14 protein-coding genes and 1 pseudogene are annotated in these 15154 nt (G+C 60.1%); 5 read left to right on the plus strand and 10 right to left on the minus strand.

Going from position 1 to position 15154, the window contains the following annotated elements:
* Positions 1-32 precede the first annotated feature (32 nt).
* Positions 33-1229 carry a class I SAM-dependent rRNA methyltransferase gene (locus tag AC1DSG_RS17815; protein ID WP_452628526.1) on the minus strand — a complete coding sequence of 399 codons (1197 nt, stop codon included), beginning with the start codon at positions 1227-1229 and terminating at the stop codon, positions 33-35.
* Between the two features lie 230 nt (positions 1230-1459).
* Between AC1DSG_RS17815 and AC1DSG_RS17820 the strand changes: the two genes are divergently transcribed.
* Positions 1460-2275, plus strand: a complete 816-nt coding sequence (locus AC1DSG_RS17820) for an HDOD domain-containing protein (RefSeq protein WP_477792071.1) — start codon at positions 1460-1462, stop codon at positions 2273-2275.
* 28 nt (positions 2276-2303) lie between these two features.
* On the plus strand, positions 2304-3116 hold the full coding sequence (gene mutM, locus AC1DSG_RS17825) for a bifunctional DNA-formamidopyrimidine glycosylase/DNA-(apurinic or apyrimidinic site) lyase (protein ID WP_223517970.1): 813 nt from the start codon (positions 2304-2306) through the stop codon (positions 3114-3116).
* A gap of 143 nt (positions 3117-3259) precedes the next feature.
* Here mutM and AC1DSG_RS17830 read toward each other — a convergent pair whose 3' ends face one another.
* The 5 genes from AC1DSG_RS17830 to AC1DSG_RS17850 form a co-directional block, all read right to left on the minus strand.
* Complete coding sequence (locus tag AC1DSG_RS17830) at positions 3260-3511, minus strand: YfhL family 4Fe-4S dicluster ferredoxin (protein ID WP_477792060.1); 252 nt, start codon at positions 3509-3511, stop codon at positions 3260-3262.
* A 102-nt stretch (positions 3512-3613) separates the two neighbouring features.
* Entirely contained in the window at positions 3614-4093 is a 480-nt protein-coding gene (gene coaD, locus AC1DSG_RS17835; RefSeq protein ID WP_477792061.1) for a pantetheine-phosphate adenylyltransferase, read from the minus strand.
* A gap of 115 nt (positions 4094-4208) precedes the next feature.
* On the minus strand, positions 4209-5804 hold the full coding sequence (locus tag AC1DSG_RS17840; RefSeq protein ID WP_477792062.1) for a GMC family oxidoreductase: 1596 nt from the start codon (positions 5802-5804) through the stop codon (positions 4209-4211).
* A 124-nt stretch (positions 5805-5928) separates the two neighbouring features.
* Positions 5929-6474: a twin-arginine translocation pathway signal protein gene (locus AC1DSG_RS17845; protein ID WP_477792063.1), complete on the minus strand. Its 546-nt coding sequence runs from the start codon at positions 6472-6474 to the stop codon at positions 5929-5931.
* 28 nt (positions 6475-6502) lie between these two features.
* Positions 6503-7933 (minus strand): coniferyl aldehyde dehydrogenase, encoded by a 1431-nt coding sequence (locus AC1DSG_RS17850; protein ID WP_477792064.1) that lies wholly within the window; start codon positions 7931-7933, stop codon positions 6503-6505.
* Between the two features lie 146 nt (positions 7934-8079).
* On the opposite strand from AC1DSG_RS17850, the gene AC1DSG_RS17855 reads away from it, so the two are divergent.
* Positions 8080-8751 carry a TetR/AcrR family transcriptional regulator gene (locus AC1DSG_RS17855; RefSeq protein ID WP_477792065.1) on the plus strand — a complete coding sequence of 224 codons (672 nt, stop codon included), beginning with the start codon at positions 8080-8082 and terminating at the stop codon, positions 8749-8751.
* A 33-nt stretch (positions 8752-8784) separates the two neighbouring features.
* Positions 8785-9639 (plus strand): sulfurtransferase, encoded by an 855-nt coding sequence (locus AC1DSG_RS17860; protein WP_477792066.1) that lies wholly within the window; start codon positions 8785-8787, stop codon positions 9637-9639.
* 113 nt (positions 9640-9752) lie between these two features.
* Here the strand turns inward: AC1DSG_RS17860 and AC1DSG_RS17865 are convergent, their stop codons facing one another.
* From AC1DSG_RS17865 to AC1DSG_RS17880, 4 genes are read right to left on the minus strand one after another with little or no spacing between them, the layout of a single operon-like run.
* Entirely contained in the window at positions 9753-10781 is a 1029-nt protein-coding gene (locus AC1DSG_RS17865) for a hydrolase (RefSeq protein ID WP_477792067.1), read from the minus strand.
* Between the two features lie 55 nt (positions 10782-10836).
* Positions 10837-11448 (minus strand): 16S rRNA (guanine(966)-N(2))-methyltransferase RsmD, encoded by a 612-nt coding sequence (rsmD, locus tag AC1DSG_RS17870; protein WP_477792068.1) that lies wholly within the window; start codon positions 11446-11448, stop codon positions 10837-10839.
* Positions 11448-12938: a M16 family metallopeptidase gene (locus AC1DSG_RS17875; protein ID WP_477792069.1), complete on the minus strand. Its 1491-nt coding sequence runs from the start codon at positions 12936-12938 to the stop codon at positions 11448-11450. The genes rsmD and AC1DSG_RS17875 overlap by 1 nt, the downstream gene beginning before the upstream one ends.
* Positions 12931-14286 (minus strand): M16 family metallopeptidase, encoded by a 1356-nt coding sequence (locus AC1DSG_RS17880; RefSeq protein WP_477792070.1) that lies wholly within the window; start codon positions 14284-14286, stop codon positions 12931-12933. Before AC1DSG_RS17880 ends, AC1DSG_RS17875 begins: the two co-directional genes overlap by 8 nt.
* A 343-nt stretch (positions 14287-14629) precedes the next feature.
* On the opposite strand from AC1DSG_RS17880, the pseudogene AC1DSG_RS17885 reads away from it, so the two are divergent.
* Positions 14630-15154 (plus strand): annotated as a pseudogene (locus AC1DSG_RS17885) (signal recognition particle-docking protein FtsY); the annotation flags it as partial.

Below are 15154 nucleotides of genomic sequence, written 5' to 3' on the forward strand. Positions count from 1 at the left end.
GAGCCGATCGGCTCCCCGTCAAACCGGCATAATCAGCTGTTTGGCAGCAGGCGGCAGGTGATGCTCTTGATGTAGCGAGTCTCGGCGATGGCAGGGTGAACCGGATGGTCCGGGCCCTGACCACCACGCTCCAGCAGCTGGATGTTGCGGTCCAGGTGACGGGCGCTGGTCAGCAGAATGTTTTGCAGGTCGTCTTCGGGCAGGTGCATCGAGCACGAAGCGCTCACCAGGATGCCGTCCTTGCTGAGCAGGCGCATGGCTTGCTCGTTCAGGCGACGGTAGGCGCCTTCACCGTTCTTCATGTCTTTCTTGCGTTTGATGAAGGCCGGAGGGTCGGCCACGATCACGTCGAAACGTTCTTCGCTGGCTTTGAGCTCTTTCAGGGCTTCGAACACGTCGCCTTCGATGCAGGTCATTTTGTCGGCGAAACCGTTCAGCGCGGCGTTACGCTCGACGCCGTCTAGGGCGAACGCGGAAGCATCGACGCAGAATACTTCACTGGCGCCAAACGCGGCCGCTTGCACACCCCAGCCACCGATGTAGCTGTACAGGTCCAGCACGCGTTTGCCTTTGGCATACGGGGCCAGGCGTGCGCGGTTCATGCGGTGGTCGTAGAACCAGCCGGTTTTCTGGCCTTGCATGACCGGTGCTTCGAATTTCACGCCGTTTTCTTCCAGCGCCACCCACTCCGGCACCAGGCCGAACACGGTTTCGACGTAGCGGTTGAGGCCTTCGGCATCACGGGCGGCAGAGTCATTCTTGAACAGAATGCCGCTTGGCTTGAGCACTTGGGTCAACGCGGCAATCACGTCTTCTTTATGGGCTTCCATCGTCGCCGAGGCGATCTGCACCACCAGGATGTCGCCGAAACGGTCGACCACCAGACCTGGCAGCAGGTCGGAGTCGCCGTAGACCAGTCGATAGAACGGCTTGTCGAACAGACGATCGCGCAGCGACAGGGCGACGTTGATGCGGTGAACCAGCAACGACTTGTCCAGCGGCAACTTGATGTCGCGCGACAACAGGCGGGCGCAGATCAGGTTGTTCGGGCTCATCGCAACGATGCCCAGCGGCTTGCCGCCGGCGGCTTCGAGGATCGCCTGGTCACCGGCCTTGAAACCGTGCAAAGGGGTAGCAGCTACATCGATTTCGTTGCTATAGACCCACAAGTGGCCGTTCCGCAGGCGACGGTCGGCGTTGGCTTTGAGGCGCAGGCTAGGCAGGGACATGACGTCGCTCCGGAAAAAAGAGCGGGAGTATAGCGTGTTGCGCAAGGCCACGGTTTGGCGGATAGACATGCGGTGAAGGCCACGGGCAGAGATGAAACTTCAGCAGATGCGCCGTCCAAGGTGTCGGATCCAACTTTTAGAAGCTAGAATCTGCGCCTCGCCCAGAGTGTGTACCTATGTCCCAAGAGCTGACGACCGAACAGATTCAACAGTCCCTGCAAGGCATCAGCGTGCCCGCCCAGCCGCAAATCATGGTGGATTTGCAGATGGAGCAGTACATGCCCGACCCGGACCTGGAAGTGATCGCGAAGCTGATCTCCCAAGACCCGGGCCTCTCTGGCGCTTTGCTGAAAATCGTCAACTCGCCGTATTACGGCTTGAGCAACAAGATCACCTCGATCCAGCGTGCGGTGAACCTGCTGGGCAGCCGTTCAATCATCAACCTGATCAACGCGCAGTCGATCAAGGGTGAGATGAATGACGACACCATTGTCACGTTGAACCGCTTCTGGGATACGGCTCAAGACGTGGCGATGACCTGCCTGACGCTGGCCAAGCACATTGGCGCTCAGGCCGGTGATGAAGCGTACGCCCTGGGGTTGTTCCACGATTGTGGTGTGCCGTTGATGCTTCAGCGTTTCCCGCAATACATGACGGTCCTGGGAGAGGCGTATGCTAACGCCAGTACCGAATGCCGGGTGGTGGACACCGAGAACCGGGCGTTCAACACCAACCACGCCGTGGTGGGTTACTACACCGCGAAGTCCTGGCGTCTGCCGGATCATGTGACCGCGGCTATCGCCAATCACCACAATGCGTTGGCGATCTTCAGCGATGAGTCGACGCGCAATGTCCAGTTCAAGAACCTGTTGGCGATCCTGAAGATGGCCGAACACATTTGTGCGTCCTGTCGGGTATTGGGCAACCAGGCCGAAGACCACGAATGGAACAGCATCGGGCATCTGGTGCTCGATTATGTCGGCGTCTCGGACTATGACTTCGAGACGCTCAAGCAAACGATTCGCGACCTCGGTACTCACCGCTGAGTGTTGGATAGCCTGATTCGAGTGCCCCATGCCTGAATTGCCAGAAGTCGAAACTACCCGCCGCGGAATTGCGCCGCACCTGGAAGGCCAACGGGTCAGCCGGGTGATCGTGCGTGACCGGCGCTTGCGCTGGCCTATCCCGGAAGACCTTGATGTGCGGCTGTCCGGGCAGCGCATCGTGCTGGTTGAGCGGCGCGCGAAGTATCTGTTGATCAATGCCGAAGTCGGCACGCTGATCAGCCATTTGGGCATGTCGGGGAATTTGCGGCTGGTGGAAGCCGGTCTGCCAGCGGCCAAGCACGAGCATGTGGACATCGAACTGGAGTCCGGCCTGGCGTTGCGTTACACCGACCCGCGACGGTTTGGCGCGATGCTCTGGAGCCTCGACCCGTATAACCACGAATTGCTGATTCGGCTGGGACCGGAACCGTTGACCGACCTGTTCGACGGCGAGCGCTTGTTCCAGCAGTCTCGCGGGCGCTCCATGGCGGTCAAGCCGTTCATCATGGATAACGCGGTGGTGGTGGGCGTCGGCAATATCTACGCGACCGAAGCATTGTTCGCCGCCGGCATTGATCCGCGCCGCGAAGCCAAGAGTATTTCCCGGGCGCGTTATTTGAAGCTGGCGATCGAGATCAAACGCATCCTGGCCGCGGCCATCGAGCGCGGCGGCACTACGTTGCGCGACTTTATCGGGGGAGACGGTCAGCCGGGTTACTTCCAGCAGGAACTGTTCGTCTACGGCCGAGGCCATGAGCCCTGCAAGGTCTGCGGCACGGAACTGCGGGATGTGAAACTCGGGCAGCGCGCCAGCGTCTTTTGTCCTCGCTGCCAGAGTTGAGGCGCGGTAACCAGTTAGATATTCGGCGTGGCTGGTGACGCCTTCGCGAGCAGGCTCGCTCCCACAGGGGATTTGTGATCGACGCAGATCCAATGTGGGAGCGAGCCTGCTCGCGAAGGCGTCGGAACAGGCAGCAAAATATATCAAGCCTTACCGGTAATCTTCCGATACTTATCCATCAACTCGTCTGCAGTCTCCGGATGCGCTTCATCCAGTGGAATGCAATCCACCGGGCACACTTGCTGGCACTGAGGTTCGTCGTAGTGGCCGACACACTGCGTGCACAGGTTCGGGTCGATCACGTAGATCTCTTCGCCTTGGGAAATGGCGGCGTTCGGGCACTCGGGTTCGCAGACGTCGCAGTTGATGCAATCGTCGGTGATGATCAGGGACATGCTAACTCCAGCCAGGGCGGCAGGCCCGGGCGCAATAAACCAATGCGCACAATTGTGCCGCATTGGCGCCCGCAGTGCACGCGGGCGCCGATTCAGCGGTCGTTACTTCTTGAAGCGCTCGGTGAGGGCGTCCGCCACCACAGGGTGAACGAACTTGGTGATATCGCCGCCAAGCGCTGCGATTTCACGGACCAGCGTTGAGGAAATGAACGAATAACGCTCGGACGGGGTAAGAAAGAGGCTTTCTACATCCGGCGCCAGTTGGCGGTTCATGTTGGCCAGCTGGAATTCGTATTCGAAGTCCGATACCGCGCGCAAACCACGCAAAAACACGTTGGCGTTCTTCTCTTTGGCGAAGTGCGCGAGCAGCGTCGAGAAACCGACGACTTCAACGTTCGGCAGATGTTTAGTGACCTCGCGGGCCAGCTCCACACGCTGTTCCAGAGGAAACAACGGGTTTTTCTTGGGGCTGGCGGCGACAGCAATGATCACATGATCGAACAGGCGCGCGGCGCGTTCGACCAAGTCGCCATGGCCCTTGGTAATAGGGTCGAAGGTACCTGGGTACAACACTCGGTTCATCGCGTCGTCCTGGCGGGAGTCCGTTGGGGAGTCGGATGGTATCGCAGCCTTCCCGGTCGGCCAAGTCGCCTGTTGGGTAAGAAAGAACTATAGACGATAAGAGTAATCTCCCTTTTCATGGGTTTTTTAAACGTTCGGCCAGGGAAGTGGCCAGTTGCGCGGTCAGCCCATAGATCGACAATTGCGGGTTTGCGCCAATGCTGGTGGGAAACAGCGAGCCGTCATGGACCGACAGATTGCTGAGCTGGTGATGACGGCCGAGGCTGTCGGTCACGGCGTTTTTCGGGTCTTCACCCATCGCACAACCGCCCATCACGTGGGCGCTGCCCAAGCGTGTGCGATACAACTCAAGGCTCAACCCATCGATCACCGTGCGCGCTTCGGCCAAGGTTTTCACGTAGTAAGCATCGGCGTGCATCGGCATCACCGCTTTGGCGCCGCCGGCGAACTGGATCTCGGCCATGCTGTGGAAGGCTCGGCGCAAGCCGTCCCAGGTATAGGGTGAGACTTGATAGTCGAGCACTGGTGTATTGTCGCTGCGCAGTTCGACGCTGCCGCCGGGGCTTTCCGGATGAAAACCGTCGCGCAGCAACGCGAGCATGGCGTGGGTATGGGGCAGGTGCTCCATGTGCTGGGCGTTTTCCTTGCCAAAACCGCCGAGCAGGGTCGTCGCCAGTGCCGGGTGCAGCGGCGGGACTTCGAGTTTGTAGGCCATTTTCCCGGTGGCGCCGTCCTGCCATTGGAAATGGTCGGAATAGATCGATTGCGGCGCGCCATAGAACGGGTTGATCACCTCGTCGAACAGCCCGGCGGACATGTTCACCAAATGCAGGAACGTGCGTTTACCCAAGCGCTTGTGCGGATCCGGCGCATCAGAACGCAAGAGCAGCCCCGGGCTGTTGATCCCGCCGCCAGCCAGGACGTAATGGCGCGCCTTGACCGTGATCGTGCGGCCGGTCGGCGCGACGCAACGGTCGTCCATCGCCACGCATTGCAAGCCTGTGACTTTGCCATCCTTGATCGACAGCTTTTCGGCGCGGGCCAGGTACAACAGCTCTCCGCCTTTTTCCAGCGTTGCCGGAATGGTCGTCACCAGCATCGATTGCTTGGCGTTGGTCGGGCAGCCCATGCCGCAGTAGCCGAGGTTCCAGCAGCCGCGCACGTTACGCGGGATGACGTGCCAGCTGTAGCCAAGTTTTTCACAACCTTTGCGGATCACGTCGTTGTTGGCGTTGGGCGGCACCATCCACGGTGCGACGCCCAGGCGTTGTTCCATTTTCTCGAACCACGGCGCCATTTCGGCTGGGGAGTGGCCTTTGACATCGTGCTCCCTGGCCCAGTGTTCGAGCGTCGGGGCTGGCGTGCGAAAGCTCGACGTCCAGTTGATCAGCGTGGTGCCGCCCACCGCCCGGCCCTGAAGGATAGTGATCGCGCCGTCCTTGCTCATCCGTCCGATACCTTCCTGGTAGAGGCTGGAGTAGGCCTGGTCTTCGAGCATCTTGAAGTCGCTGCTGGTCTTGAGCGGGCCTTCTTCGATCAACAGCACTTTGTAGCCGGCCGCGCTGAGGATTTCAGCCGTGGTGCCGCCGCCAGCGCCGCTACCGATGATCGCCACGTCCGCTTCGAGGGTCAGGTCTTGGGTCAGTTGCGAGCCATTGTAGGTTTTCCAGCCACGGGACAGGCCTTCTCGGAACGGATCGGGTACAGGCATTCTCAGGTTCTCTAGTTGTTATTTTTGGAGTGTTCTTCCGGGCGCCATCGCGAGCAGGCTCGCTCCCACAGGGGGACGCGATCCCCTGTGGGAACGGGCTTGCCCGCGATGGGGCGACACGGTTTCAGACGGTAGGCGGCCCCGGATACCCGCAATGCGCCCACGATTCAGCCCGGCTGTACCACGCCATCATCACCAGTTGCAGCAACGAGCTGTGGCCCATGCGCAACAGGCCCAGCGAGCTGTTTTCCCATCGATCAAGGAAGTGCCGGACTTCACTGGCGCTGGCGTTTTCCCAGCTACCCCAGATTCCGGTCAGCGGTCCGCGAGTCACGGCCATCCCCAGTACATCGAACAATTGCTGGGTCAGCTTGAGCATTTCCGGTGACAGGTGATTCAGGCTGTTATCCAGGCTGTGCAAGGTCTGGTCGACCGATGCCGGCATTTTCTCGGCCGCGACAGCGCCCTCGAGCATCACCGGGATCAGTGCGCGCAAAAACAGCAGGTCGCCGCTGCGCAGAATCGCGAAGCCGGTCGCCGGAGTGCTCGACGAGCAGCCGCTGAGGCTCGCGCCTAATCCGGCCGTGGCCAGAAAGGCGCTCGCGCCGAGGCTGAATTTCAGCAAGCCGCGCCGTGACAGCGCGGGAGTATCGGTCAAGCTTGGGTTCATTATTGTTGTTACCCGGTGTTGGTGATCGTTAGCGGATAAACAGCTTCTGGATCAGTTTCTGAATGGATTTTCCGTACGGCGGGTAGATCAGCTTCGAGGCATTGAAGCGCTGCTTGATCAACACGCCTTTGGCTTTGCTGAAGGTCAGGAAGCCTTCGTGGCCGTGGTAATGACCCATGCCCGAGGCGCCAATGCCACCGAACGGCATGTCGTCTTGAGCGACGTGCAGCAGGGTGTCATTGAGGCAGACACCCCCGGAATGGGTTTCGTGGAGCACGCGGTTCTGTTCGCGCTTGTCGTAGCCGAAGTAATACAGCGCCAGTGGGCGAGGGCGTTGGTTGATGTAGGCAAACGCCTCGTCCAGACTTTTGTACGGCACGATTGGCAGCAGAGGCCCGAAGATTTCGTCCTGCATCACGATCATGTCATCCGTGACGTTGAGCAGCAGGCTGTGACTCATGCGCCGGCCCTGGCCCTGATCGAACAGCGGAATCAGCTGCGCACCTTTGCTGGTGGCATCGCTGATGTAGCCGTTGAGACGCGCCAGTTGCCGCTCGTTGATGATGGCGGTGTAGTCCGGATTGTCAGCCAGTGTCGGGTAAAAACCGCGAATGACCTGACGATAAGCGTCGATGAAGCCCTCCACGCGGTCTTCCGGCACCAGTACGTAATCCGGGGCCACGCAGGTTTGCCCGGCGTTCAGGGTTTTGCCGAAGGCGATACGTTCGGCGGCGTCTTTGAGTGGCACATCAAGGGACACAATGGCCGGGGACTTGCCGCCGAGTTCGAGGGTCACTGGGGTGAGGTTCTCGGCCGCCGCACGCATCACGTGTTTGCCGATGCTGGTGGCACCGGTGAACAGCAGGTGATCGAAAGGCAAGCGAGAGAACGCTACGCCGACATCGGCTTCGCCCAGCACGACGCAGACCAGGTCTTGAGGGAAGACCCGCGCGAGCAGCTCCTTGAGCAGTAAACCGGTGGCCGGGGTTGATTCGCTGAGCTTGAGCATCACCCGATTACCGGCCGACAGCGCACCCACCAACGGGCCGATGGCCAGGTACAGCGGATAGTTCCAGGGCACGATCACGCCGACCACGCCCAACGGTTGGTAGACAACTTTGGCCGCCGCCGGCTGAAAAGCGATGCCCACCTTGCGCCGCGAGTCCTTCATCCAGCCTTTAAGGCGCTGGCTGGCGTAATGAATGCCGTGAAGGCTGGGCATTATTTCGGCGAGCAGGGTTTCATCGGCGCTGCGGTGGCTGAAATCCTGGCTGATCGCCTCGATCAACGCCTGACGTTCACTGTTCAACAGGTCGCGCAATGCTTTGAGCCATTGCTGGCGCTGGGCGGCCGGCGGCATCGGGTTGGCGGCGTAAGCGGCGCGTTGTGCGTCGAACAGGGTTTGCAGTTCTTCCAGAGGCTGATTCAGGTTCTGAAGGTAGGCGATGTCAGCAGTCATTGTCGGCTCCGGATTAATTGTAATGAAGGCCTTTTTAGAGTCTATACTCTAGAAAGTCAAATGACATCCTCGAACAGCTTTGTTTTATCCACTCGCGGATAGGTCGTAAGATGCCCCTCATCGCACTCTGAATTTAAGCTCAAGCCATGGCCCCACGGATCAAAACCAGCGAGCGCATCGTGCAGAACAGCCTGGAGCTGTTCAATCAGCAGGGTGAGCGCAGTATCAGCACCAACCACATTGCTGCCCATATGGAAATTTCGCCGGGCAACCTGTACTACCACTTCCCCAACAAGCAGGCGATCATCGCCGTGTTGTTCAGTGAGTACGAAAGCCTGGTGGACAGCTTCCTGCGCCCGCCTCAGGGGCGTGCGTCCACGGTGGACGACAAGCGCTTCTACCTTCAGGAGCTGCTATCGGCGATGTGGCGCTACCGGTTTTTGCATCGCGATCTCGAGCACCTGCTCGACAGCGATCCGGAACTCGCCGCCCGCTACCGGCGGTTTTCCCAGCGCTGCCTGATCCATGGCACGCACATCTACGCGGCCTTCGTCGACGCCGGCATCCTGCAAATGGACAAGGTGCAGATCGAGTCCCTGACACTCAATGCGTGGATCATCCTGACGTCATGGGTGCGGTTTCTGTGCACCACGCGGGAAAACTCCAATCACCTGAGCGAACAAGCCATTAAACGTGGGGTGTATCAGGTGCTGGTGCTTGAGGCCGGTTTCGTGACAGATCAGTCTCGCGATGCAGTGAACGCACTGTACGAAGAGTTTTACGTGCCACTGGCCCAAGCCCTTGAAGAAGTGCAGTAGGATTAAAAACCGACTTAGTCACAGGAGCCCGCTATGCCCATTGCGCAACTGATCAGCCCGCAAGCACTGGACCTGAAAAAGGACGAGCCGGGGTTGGTGATTCTGGATTGTCGTTTTGCCCTCGAAGACCCGGATTATGGCCAGCGCAGCTATGCCGAAGGGCACATTGCCGGGTCGAAGTTTGCCGATCTTGAGCGTGATTTGAGTGGGCCGGTGGTCAAGGGCGTGACGGGGCGTCATCCGCTCCCTGGCGCTGAAGCGTTGCTCGAACGCCTGCAAGCCTGGGGCATCAACGCGGACAGCGAAGTGGTTTTGTACGACGACGGACCGGGTGCCTTCGCGGCGCGGGCCTGGTGGTTGCTGGCGTGGCTGGGCAAGCGTGACGGCGTGTTTATTCTGGACGGCGGGCTCAAGGCCTGGCACGCGGCAGGTTTGCCGCTGAGTCTGGATGCGTGCGACAACAAACGCGGCACCTTCACCGGAACACCGGACAACGCGCTGATCTTGAGCGCCGAACAGCTCCAACGACGTCTTGGCCAGCCTGCGCTGACCTTGCTGGATGCCCGCGCCTTACCGCGTTTCAAGGGTGAAGTGGAGCCGATCGATCCGGTTGCCGGGCACATTCCGGGGGCGCAATGTGCGGCGTTCAATGAGAACCTGGGCAGCGATGGACGATTCTTGCCGGCTGATCAACTCAAGCAACGATTTGCCACAAAACTCGGTGATCGTTCGCCAACCGATCTGGTGGCGTACTGCGGTTCAGGCGTGACGGCGTGCCATAACCTGTTTGCGTTGTGCCTGGCGGGGTATCCGTTAGGTTCGTTGTATGCCGGATCGTGGAGCGAGTGGATCAACGATCCGGCGCGCGGCATTGCGACCGGCGAGTAATTGCTAAACCCTGTGGGAGCGAGCCTGCTCGCGATAGCGGTGTGTCATTCAATAGAGATGTCGACTGGTATACCGCTATCACCGGCAAGCCGGTCTCGCTCCCACAGTAATGCTCAATTGTTGCCTTGATTGGCGTCGATCGGCCACTCGCGCCCCACGGCTGCCAGCCACTGCGGGATGCGCCGTTCCAGGTAATAACCCGGTTGCCTGTACGAGCCATCGACGAAACCGACATGTCCACCTTTGGCTTGTAATTCAAATTGCGTGCAAGCGGACAGTTCATCGGCGTGCGGCAGACTGTGGGGGAAGACGAAGGGGTCGTCCGCCGCCTGAATGATCAGGGTCGGTGTGCGAATCTCCCCCAGGAAATAACGGCTCGACGCGCGGCGATAGTAATCCTCGGCATCGATAAAACCATTTAACGGTGCCGTGACCCGGCCATCGAAATCCCAGAAAGTGCGCATGTTCTCCAGCGAGCCGAGTGCCGCCAACGCCGCTAGACCCTCTTCGCGTCCATCATGCTGGAACTGACGTTGTTTGTTCTTGATGTAGGCGAGCATCTCACGCATGAAATGCGCCTGATAGACCCTGGAAAAACCCTGGCCAATGCGATCGGCGCAGTGGTCGAGGCGAAACGGTACCGACACCGCCACCGCACCGGCCACGCCGCTTTCACTGCCGGATTCGCCCAAGTGCTTGAGCAAGATATTGCCGCCCAGGGAATAGCCCACCACATACAGTGGTGCTAACGGACGTTTGGCCCGCAGGTGCCTGATGGCTTCGGCCAGGTCTTCGCTGGCACCGGAATGGTAGCTGCGGGCCAACAGGTTCGGCTCGCCCGAACAGCCGCGCCAGTTCAGCGCGACACTGGCCCAGCCTTGGGCGGCGAGTGCCTTTTGCAAGCCGGCGACATAAGGTGAGTTCGACGACCCCGTCAGCCCGTGCAGTACCAGCACCAACGGTGCCGTCGCGCTGTGTGGGCCGTGCCAGTCGAGGTCGAGAAAGTCGCCGTCATCGAGCCACAAGCGTTCGCGCTCGCGCTCAATGTGCGTGGTTTTGCGCCATAGCGGTCCCCACAAGGTTTGCAAGTGCGGGTTGCCCAGGCCCAGGGCGGGGGTGAAGCGGTCTGGCGGATGGGACACGATTGCTCTCGATGCAGCGGTGCGCAACGGGTGCGCACCTTTTCAGGCCGGTCGATTAACCGGCGATCTCTGCCATACGTTGCCACAACGCGTAGTAAACCCGTCCGGATTTCTGCTCGCGGTGCAGGCGCCAGTTGCCAGGCAAACCGAGGGAAGACGGTGCGTTTTCGCTTTCAGTGTAGATCCAGGCCTCGTCGGCCAGCCACTGACGCTCTTCCAGCAGCGTGCAGACGCTCGGCAGCAGGTTCTGGTTGAACGGCGGGTCGAGGAACACCAGGTCGTAGGCAGTGGCTGTCTGGGTTTCCAGGTAGCGCAGGGCATCGGCGGTCTGGATCTGGCCGGTAGTGCAGCGCAGTGTGCCCAGATGCTCCTTGATGCTGGAGACTGCGATGTTGCTGGCGTCCAGCGCCTGGCCTATGGCCGCGCCACGGGACAGGGCTTCCAGAAACAGTGCGCCGCTGCCGGCGAACGGGTCCAGCACCTTGGCGCCCGCGACGTACGGGGCGAGCCAGTTGAACAGGGTTTCACGCACCCGGTCTGGCGTCGGGCGCAAGCCCGGGGCATCCGGGAAGCTCAGCTTTCGGCTGCCCCATTCGCCGCCAATGATGCGCAGTTGATTCACGCCGTTATGAACGTTGTGAACAGGTTTTTTTGGACGCGTGGCCATTAATGCTCCGGAACCCCGAGCGGTTGCTCGGCAGGTTTATCAGATGGGGCCGGTAACGGCTTTTGTGGCACGGTCGGGCCAGCGCTGACGATGACCATTTTGTCCGTGCTCAAGTGTTTGTTCAGTGCGGTTTTGACTTGTTCGACGGTCAGGCTCTGGGACTGACGCATGAAATCATCCAGATAACTGAGCGGCAGATTATAGAAGCCCATGGCGCCCAACTGGCCGACGATATCGGCGTTGCTGGCGGTGGACAGCGGGAAACTGCCGGCCAGTTCACGCTTGGCATCATCGAGTTCTTTTTGCGTCGGGCCGGTTTTAAGGTAGTCGGCCAGCACGTCCTGCACCAGTTTCAGCGTGCCTTCGCTCATCTCGGCGCGAGTCTGCAGGTTGATCATGAACGGACCGCGCGCCTGCATCGGGGTGAAACCCGAGTACACACCGTATGCCAGGCCACGTTTTTCACGTACTTCGCTCATCAGGCGGGTGCCGAAACCACCGCCCCCGAGGATCTGGTTGCCCATGGACAGCGCGGCATAGTCCGGATCGTCACGGTCGATGCCCAGTTGCGCGAGCATCAGGTTGGTTTGCTTGGACGGGAACTCGATGTGGCCGACGCTGGCCTTGGGTTCTTCCGGCTGCGCGATCTTCGCCAGTGCCGGGCCTTTTGGCAGCGCGCTGGAGACCTGCACGGCAATCGCTTCGGCCTCGGCGCGGGACAAGTCGCCGACCAGTGCAATCACCACGTTGCCGGCGGCGTAGGCTTTTTCGTGGAACGCTTTGAGCTGAGCCTGTGTGATTGCAGGAACGGTTTTCGCCGTACCGTCACTGGCATGCGCGTAAGGGTGATCACCGTACAAACGGTTCATCAGCTCCAGGCTCGCCAGTTTGCCGGGGTTTTGCTTCTGGTATTCGAAACCGGCCAGCATCTGGTTCTTGATGCGTGCGAAGGAGTCGGCGGGGAAGGTCGGTTTGCCAATGACTTCAGAGAACAACTTCAGGGCCGGTTCACGCTTGTCCGCGGCGCTGAGGCTACGCAAGGAAACCAGCGCCATGTCTTTGAATGCACCATTACCAAAGTCCGCGCCCAGGCCTTCGAAGCCCTCGGCGATGGCTCCGGCATCTTTGCCGGCCACGCCTTCGTTGAGCATTGCGTTGGTCAACAGGGCGAGGCCCGCTGCATCGCCGTCCTGGCTACTGCCGGCGGCGAAGATCAGGCGCATGTCGAACATCGGCAGCTCGCGGGCTTCGACGAACAGCACCTTGGCGCCTTCGGCGGTGGTCCAGGTCTGTACGTCAAGGGCGCGGTGGCTCGGTGCCTTGCCGTCAAGTTCTGCCAGCGATTGCAGCTTCTGGCTGGACTTGGCTTTGTCCAGTGCTTCGCTGGCCTTTGAGTCACTGCTTCTGGACAGGTAGAAGGTCGCGGAGCCGATCAGTGCGACAGTGATCAAGCCGACCAGGGCCAGACGTGGTTTTTTACGCTCACTCATGAGTCGTCTCCAGTGGCAGGACATGGGCGACGCTGAGACGTTCGCGGGTGAAATACAGCTTGGCGGCGTTTTGGATGTCTTGCGGCGTTACGCTTTGCAGGTCTGCGAGTTCGGTGTCCATCAGCTTCCACGACAGGCCGACGGTTTCCAGTTGGCCGATGGAAGTGGCCTGGCTGGTGATCGAGTCGCGCTCGAAGACCAGGCCGGCAATCACCTGAGCCCGTACGCGTTCCAGCTCTTCGGCGGACGGTGCGGTGGTTTTCAGCTGTTCGAGCAGCTTCCACAGGCCGGCTTCAGCCTGGGCCATGGTTTTCTTTTTTTGGCTGTTCGGTGTCGCCGACAAGGTAAACAGGCTGTCGCCGCGGGTGTAGGCGTCGTAACTCGACGAACCGCCAGTCACCAACTCTTCGCCGCGTTCCAGTTGCGTCGGGATGCGACCGCTGTAGCCGCCGTCCAGCAGGGCCGAGATCAGGCGCAAGGCGTTTACCGAGCGCTTGTCTTCGGCGGTGGCGATGCTCGGCACGTTGAAACCCAGCATCAGGCTTGGCAATTGGGTTTGCACATGCAGGGTGATCAGGCGTTCGCCAGGTTCGGCCAGTTCCAGCGGTTTTTTTGCAATGGGTACATCGCGTTTGGCGATTGGGCCGAAGTAACGCTGGGCCAATGCTTTGACCTCGTCCGGGGTGACGTCACCGACCACCACCAGCGTGGCGTTGTTCGGCGCGTACCAGGATTGATACCAGTGGCGCAGCTCTTCGACGCTCATGCGGTCCAGATCAACCATCCAGCCGATGGTCGGCGTGTGGTAACCACTGGCCGGGTAAGCCATTGCCTTGAAGCGTTCGTAAGCCTTGGACATTGGCTTGTCGTCGGTGCGCAGGCGACGTTCTTCTTTAATGACCTCGATTTCGCGGGCGAACTCGTCAGCCGGCAGGCGCAAGCTGGCCATGCGGTCTGCTTCCAGTTCGAAGGCCACACCCAGTCGATCGCGGGCCAGCACCTGATAGTAAGCCGTGAAGTCGTCGCTGGTGAACGCGTTCTCTTCGGCGCCGAGATCGCGCAGGATCAGCGAGGCTTCACCGGGGCCGACTTTCTCGCTGCCTTTGAACATCATATGTTCGAGGGCATGGGAAAGACCGGTCTGACCCGGTGTTTCGTAGCTGGAACCGACCTTGTACCAGACCTGGGAGACCACCACCGGCGCACGATGGTCTTCGCGCACGATAACTTTCAGGCCGTTATCGAGTGTGAATTCGTGGGTGGGTTGTGGATCGGCAGCGAAGGCTGACAGTGGCAGACAAACTGTGCTGAGCAGCAGGCCTGCAGCGCGGCGGGCTAGAGCATTCATTCGTTTTTAAACCTGTTGGGCTGCCCGCTTGGTCTTAGCGTCAGCGGGCGAGAGGGTGCTAGGATAACGGTCCGTTTTACTGGCGGCCACGCCTATCAGGCCTTTGATCGGTCTGCAGGTTGTTTGGGTTTGCGGCGCAAGCTTTGAGTTTGACAGCTAAACTCTGTGTTTTCGCCRACGATGCCGTTCCAGTCCTTCGAATTAGTCGACCTTTGAGTTGCGATTTGCACCTCGACAAAATGTTGCGCGTGAACAAGCTGGGTCAATCACAGTCTGTTCTGCATCGAATATTTATTTGCCGGGGCGCCTTTGGCGCGTCGCTACCGTGAGATAGCCGTCCTCCATGTTTGGTTCCAACGACGACAAGAAAGCCCCAGCTGCGGCTGGCGAGAAGAAAAGCCTGTTCGGATGGCTGCGCAAAAAGCCGCAGGAACCCGTCGTCGAACAGCCACAACCAATTCCTGAGCCCACGCCGGCACTGGTAATAGAAGAAGCGCTCGCGCCGACTGTGTTGCCCGTCGCCGAGCCGGTGCTGCAACCGGTGGTTGAGCCTGATCATGTTGCCGAAGTCGTTACCCAGGCGCCGCAGGCACCTATCGCGCAACCTTGGCTGACGCTACCGGTGGCCGAAGAGCCAGTTGCACTCGTCGAAGATGATTTGGCGCCGCACATTACACCGCCGATTCCTGCTCCGACCGCGTTTGCGCCTGAGCCCTTTCGGGCTCCGGTGGTTGAACCGGTTGTAGCGCCAGTCGTCGTGGCTGCACCTGAACCGGTTGTAGCGCCAGTCGTCGTGGCTGCACCTGAACCGGTTGTAGCGCCAGTCGTCGTGGCTGCACCTGAACCGGTTGTAGCGCCAGTCGTCGTG

This window comes from Pseudomonas sp. P5_A12 (genome assembly GCF_056400685.1).

What these genes read in the sequence shown, in the direction of transcription:
- AC1DSG_RS17815 (WP_452628526.1), bottom strand. Translation starts at nt 1,229, where the DNA reads ATGTCCCTGCCTAGCCTGCGCCTCAAAGCCAACGCCGACCGTCGCCTG.
- coaD (WP_477792061.1), bottom strand. Translation starts at nt 4,093, where the DNA reads ATGAACCGAGTGTTGTACCCAGGTACCTTCGACCCTATTACCAAGGGC.
- rsmD (WP_477792068.1), bottom strand. Translation starts at nt 11,448, where the DNA reads ATGGCCACGCGTCCAAAAAAACCTGTTCACAACGTTCATAACGGCGTG.
- AC1DSG_RS17840 (WP_477792062.1), bottom strand. Translation starts at nt 5,804, where the DNA reads ATGCCTGTACCCGATCCGTTCCGAGAAGGCCTGTCCCGTGGCTGGAAA.
- AC1DSG_RS17880 (WP_477792070.1), bottom strand. Translation starts at nt 14,286, where the DNA reads ATGAATGCTCTAGCCCGCCGCGCTGCAGGCCTGCTGCTCAGCACAGTT.
- AC1DSG_RS17830 (WP_477792060.1), bottom strand. Translation starts at nt 3,511, where the DNA reads ATGTCCCTGATCATCACCGACGATTGCATCAACTGCGACGTCTGCGAA.
- AC1DSG_RS17855 (WP_477792065.1), top strand. Translation starts at nt 8,080, where the DNA reads ATGGCCCCACGGATCAAAACCAGCGAGCGCATCGTGCAGAACAGCCTG.
- mutM (WP_223517970.1), top strand. Translation starts at nt 2,304, where the DNA reads ATGCCTGAATTGCCAGAAGTCGAAACTACCCGCCGCGGAATTGCGCCG.
- AC1DSG_RS17850 (WP_477792064.1), bottom strand. Translation starts at nt 7,933, where the DNA reads ATGACTGCTGACATCGCCTACCTTCAGAACCTGAATCAGCCTCTGGAA.
- AC1DSG_RS17875 (WP_477792069.1), bottom strand. Translation starts at nt 12,938, where the DNA reads ATGAGTGAGCGTAAAAAACCACGTCTGGCCCTGGTCGGCTTGATCACT.
- AC1DSG_RS17845 (WP_477792063.1), bottom strand. Translation starts at nt 6,474, where the DNA reads ATGAACCCAAGCTTGACCGATACTCCCGCGCTGTCACGGCGCGGCTTG.
- AC1DSG_RS17860 (WP_477792066.1), top strand. Translation starts at nt 8,785, where the DNA reads ATGCCCATTGCGCAACTGATCAGCCCGCAAGCACTGGACCTGAAAAAG.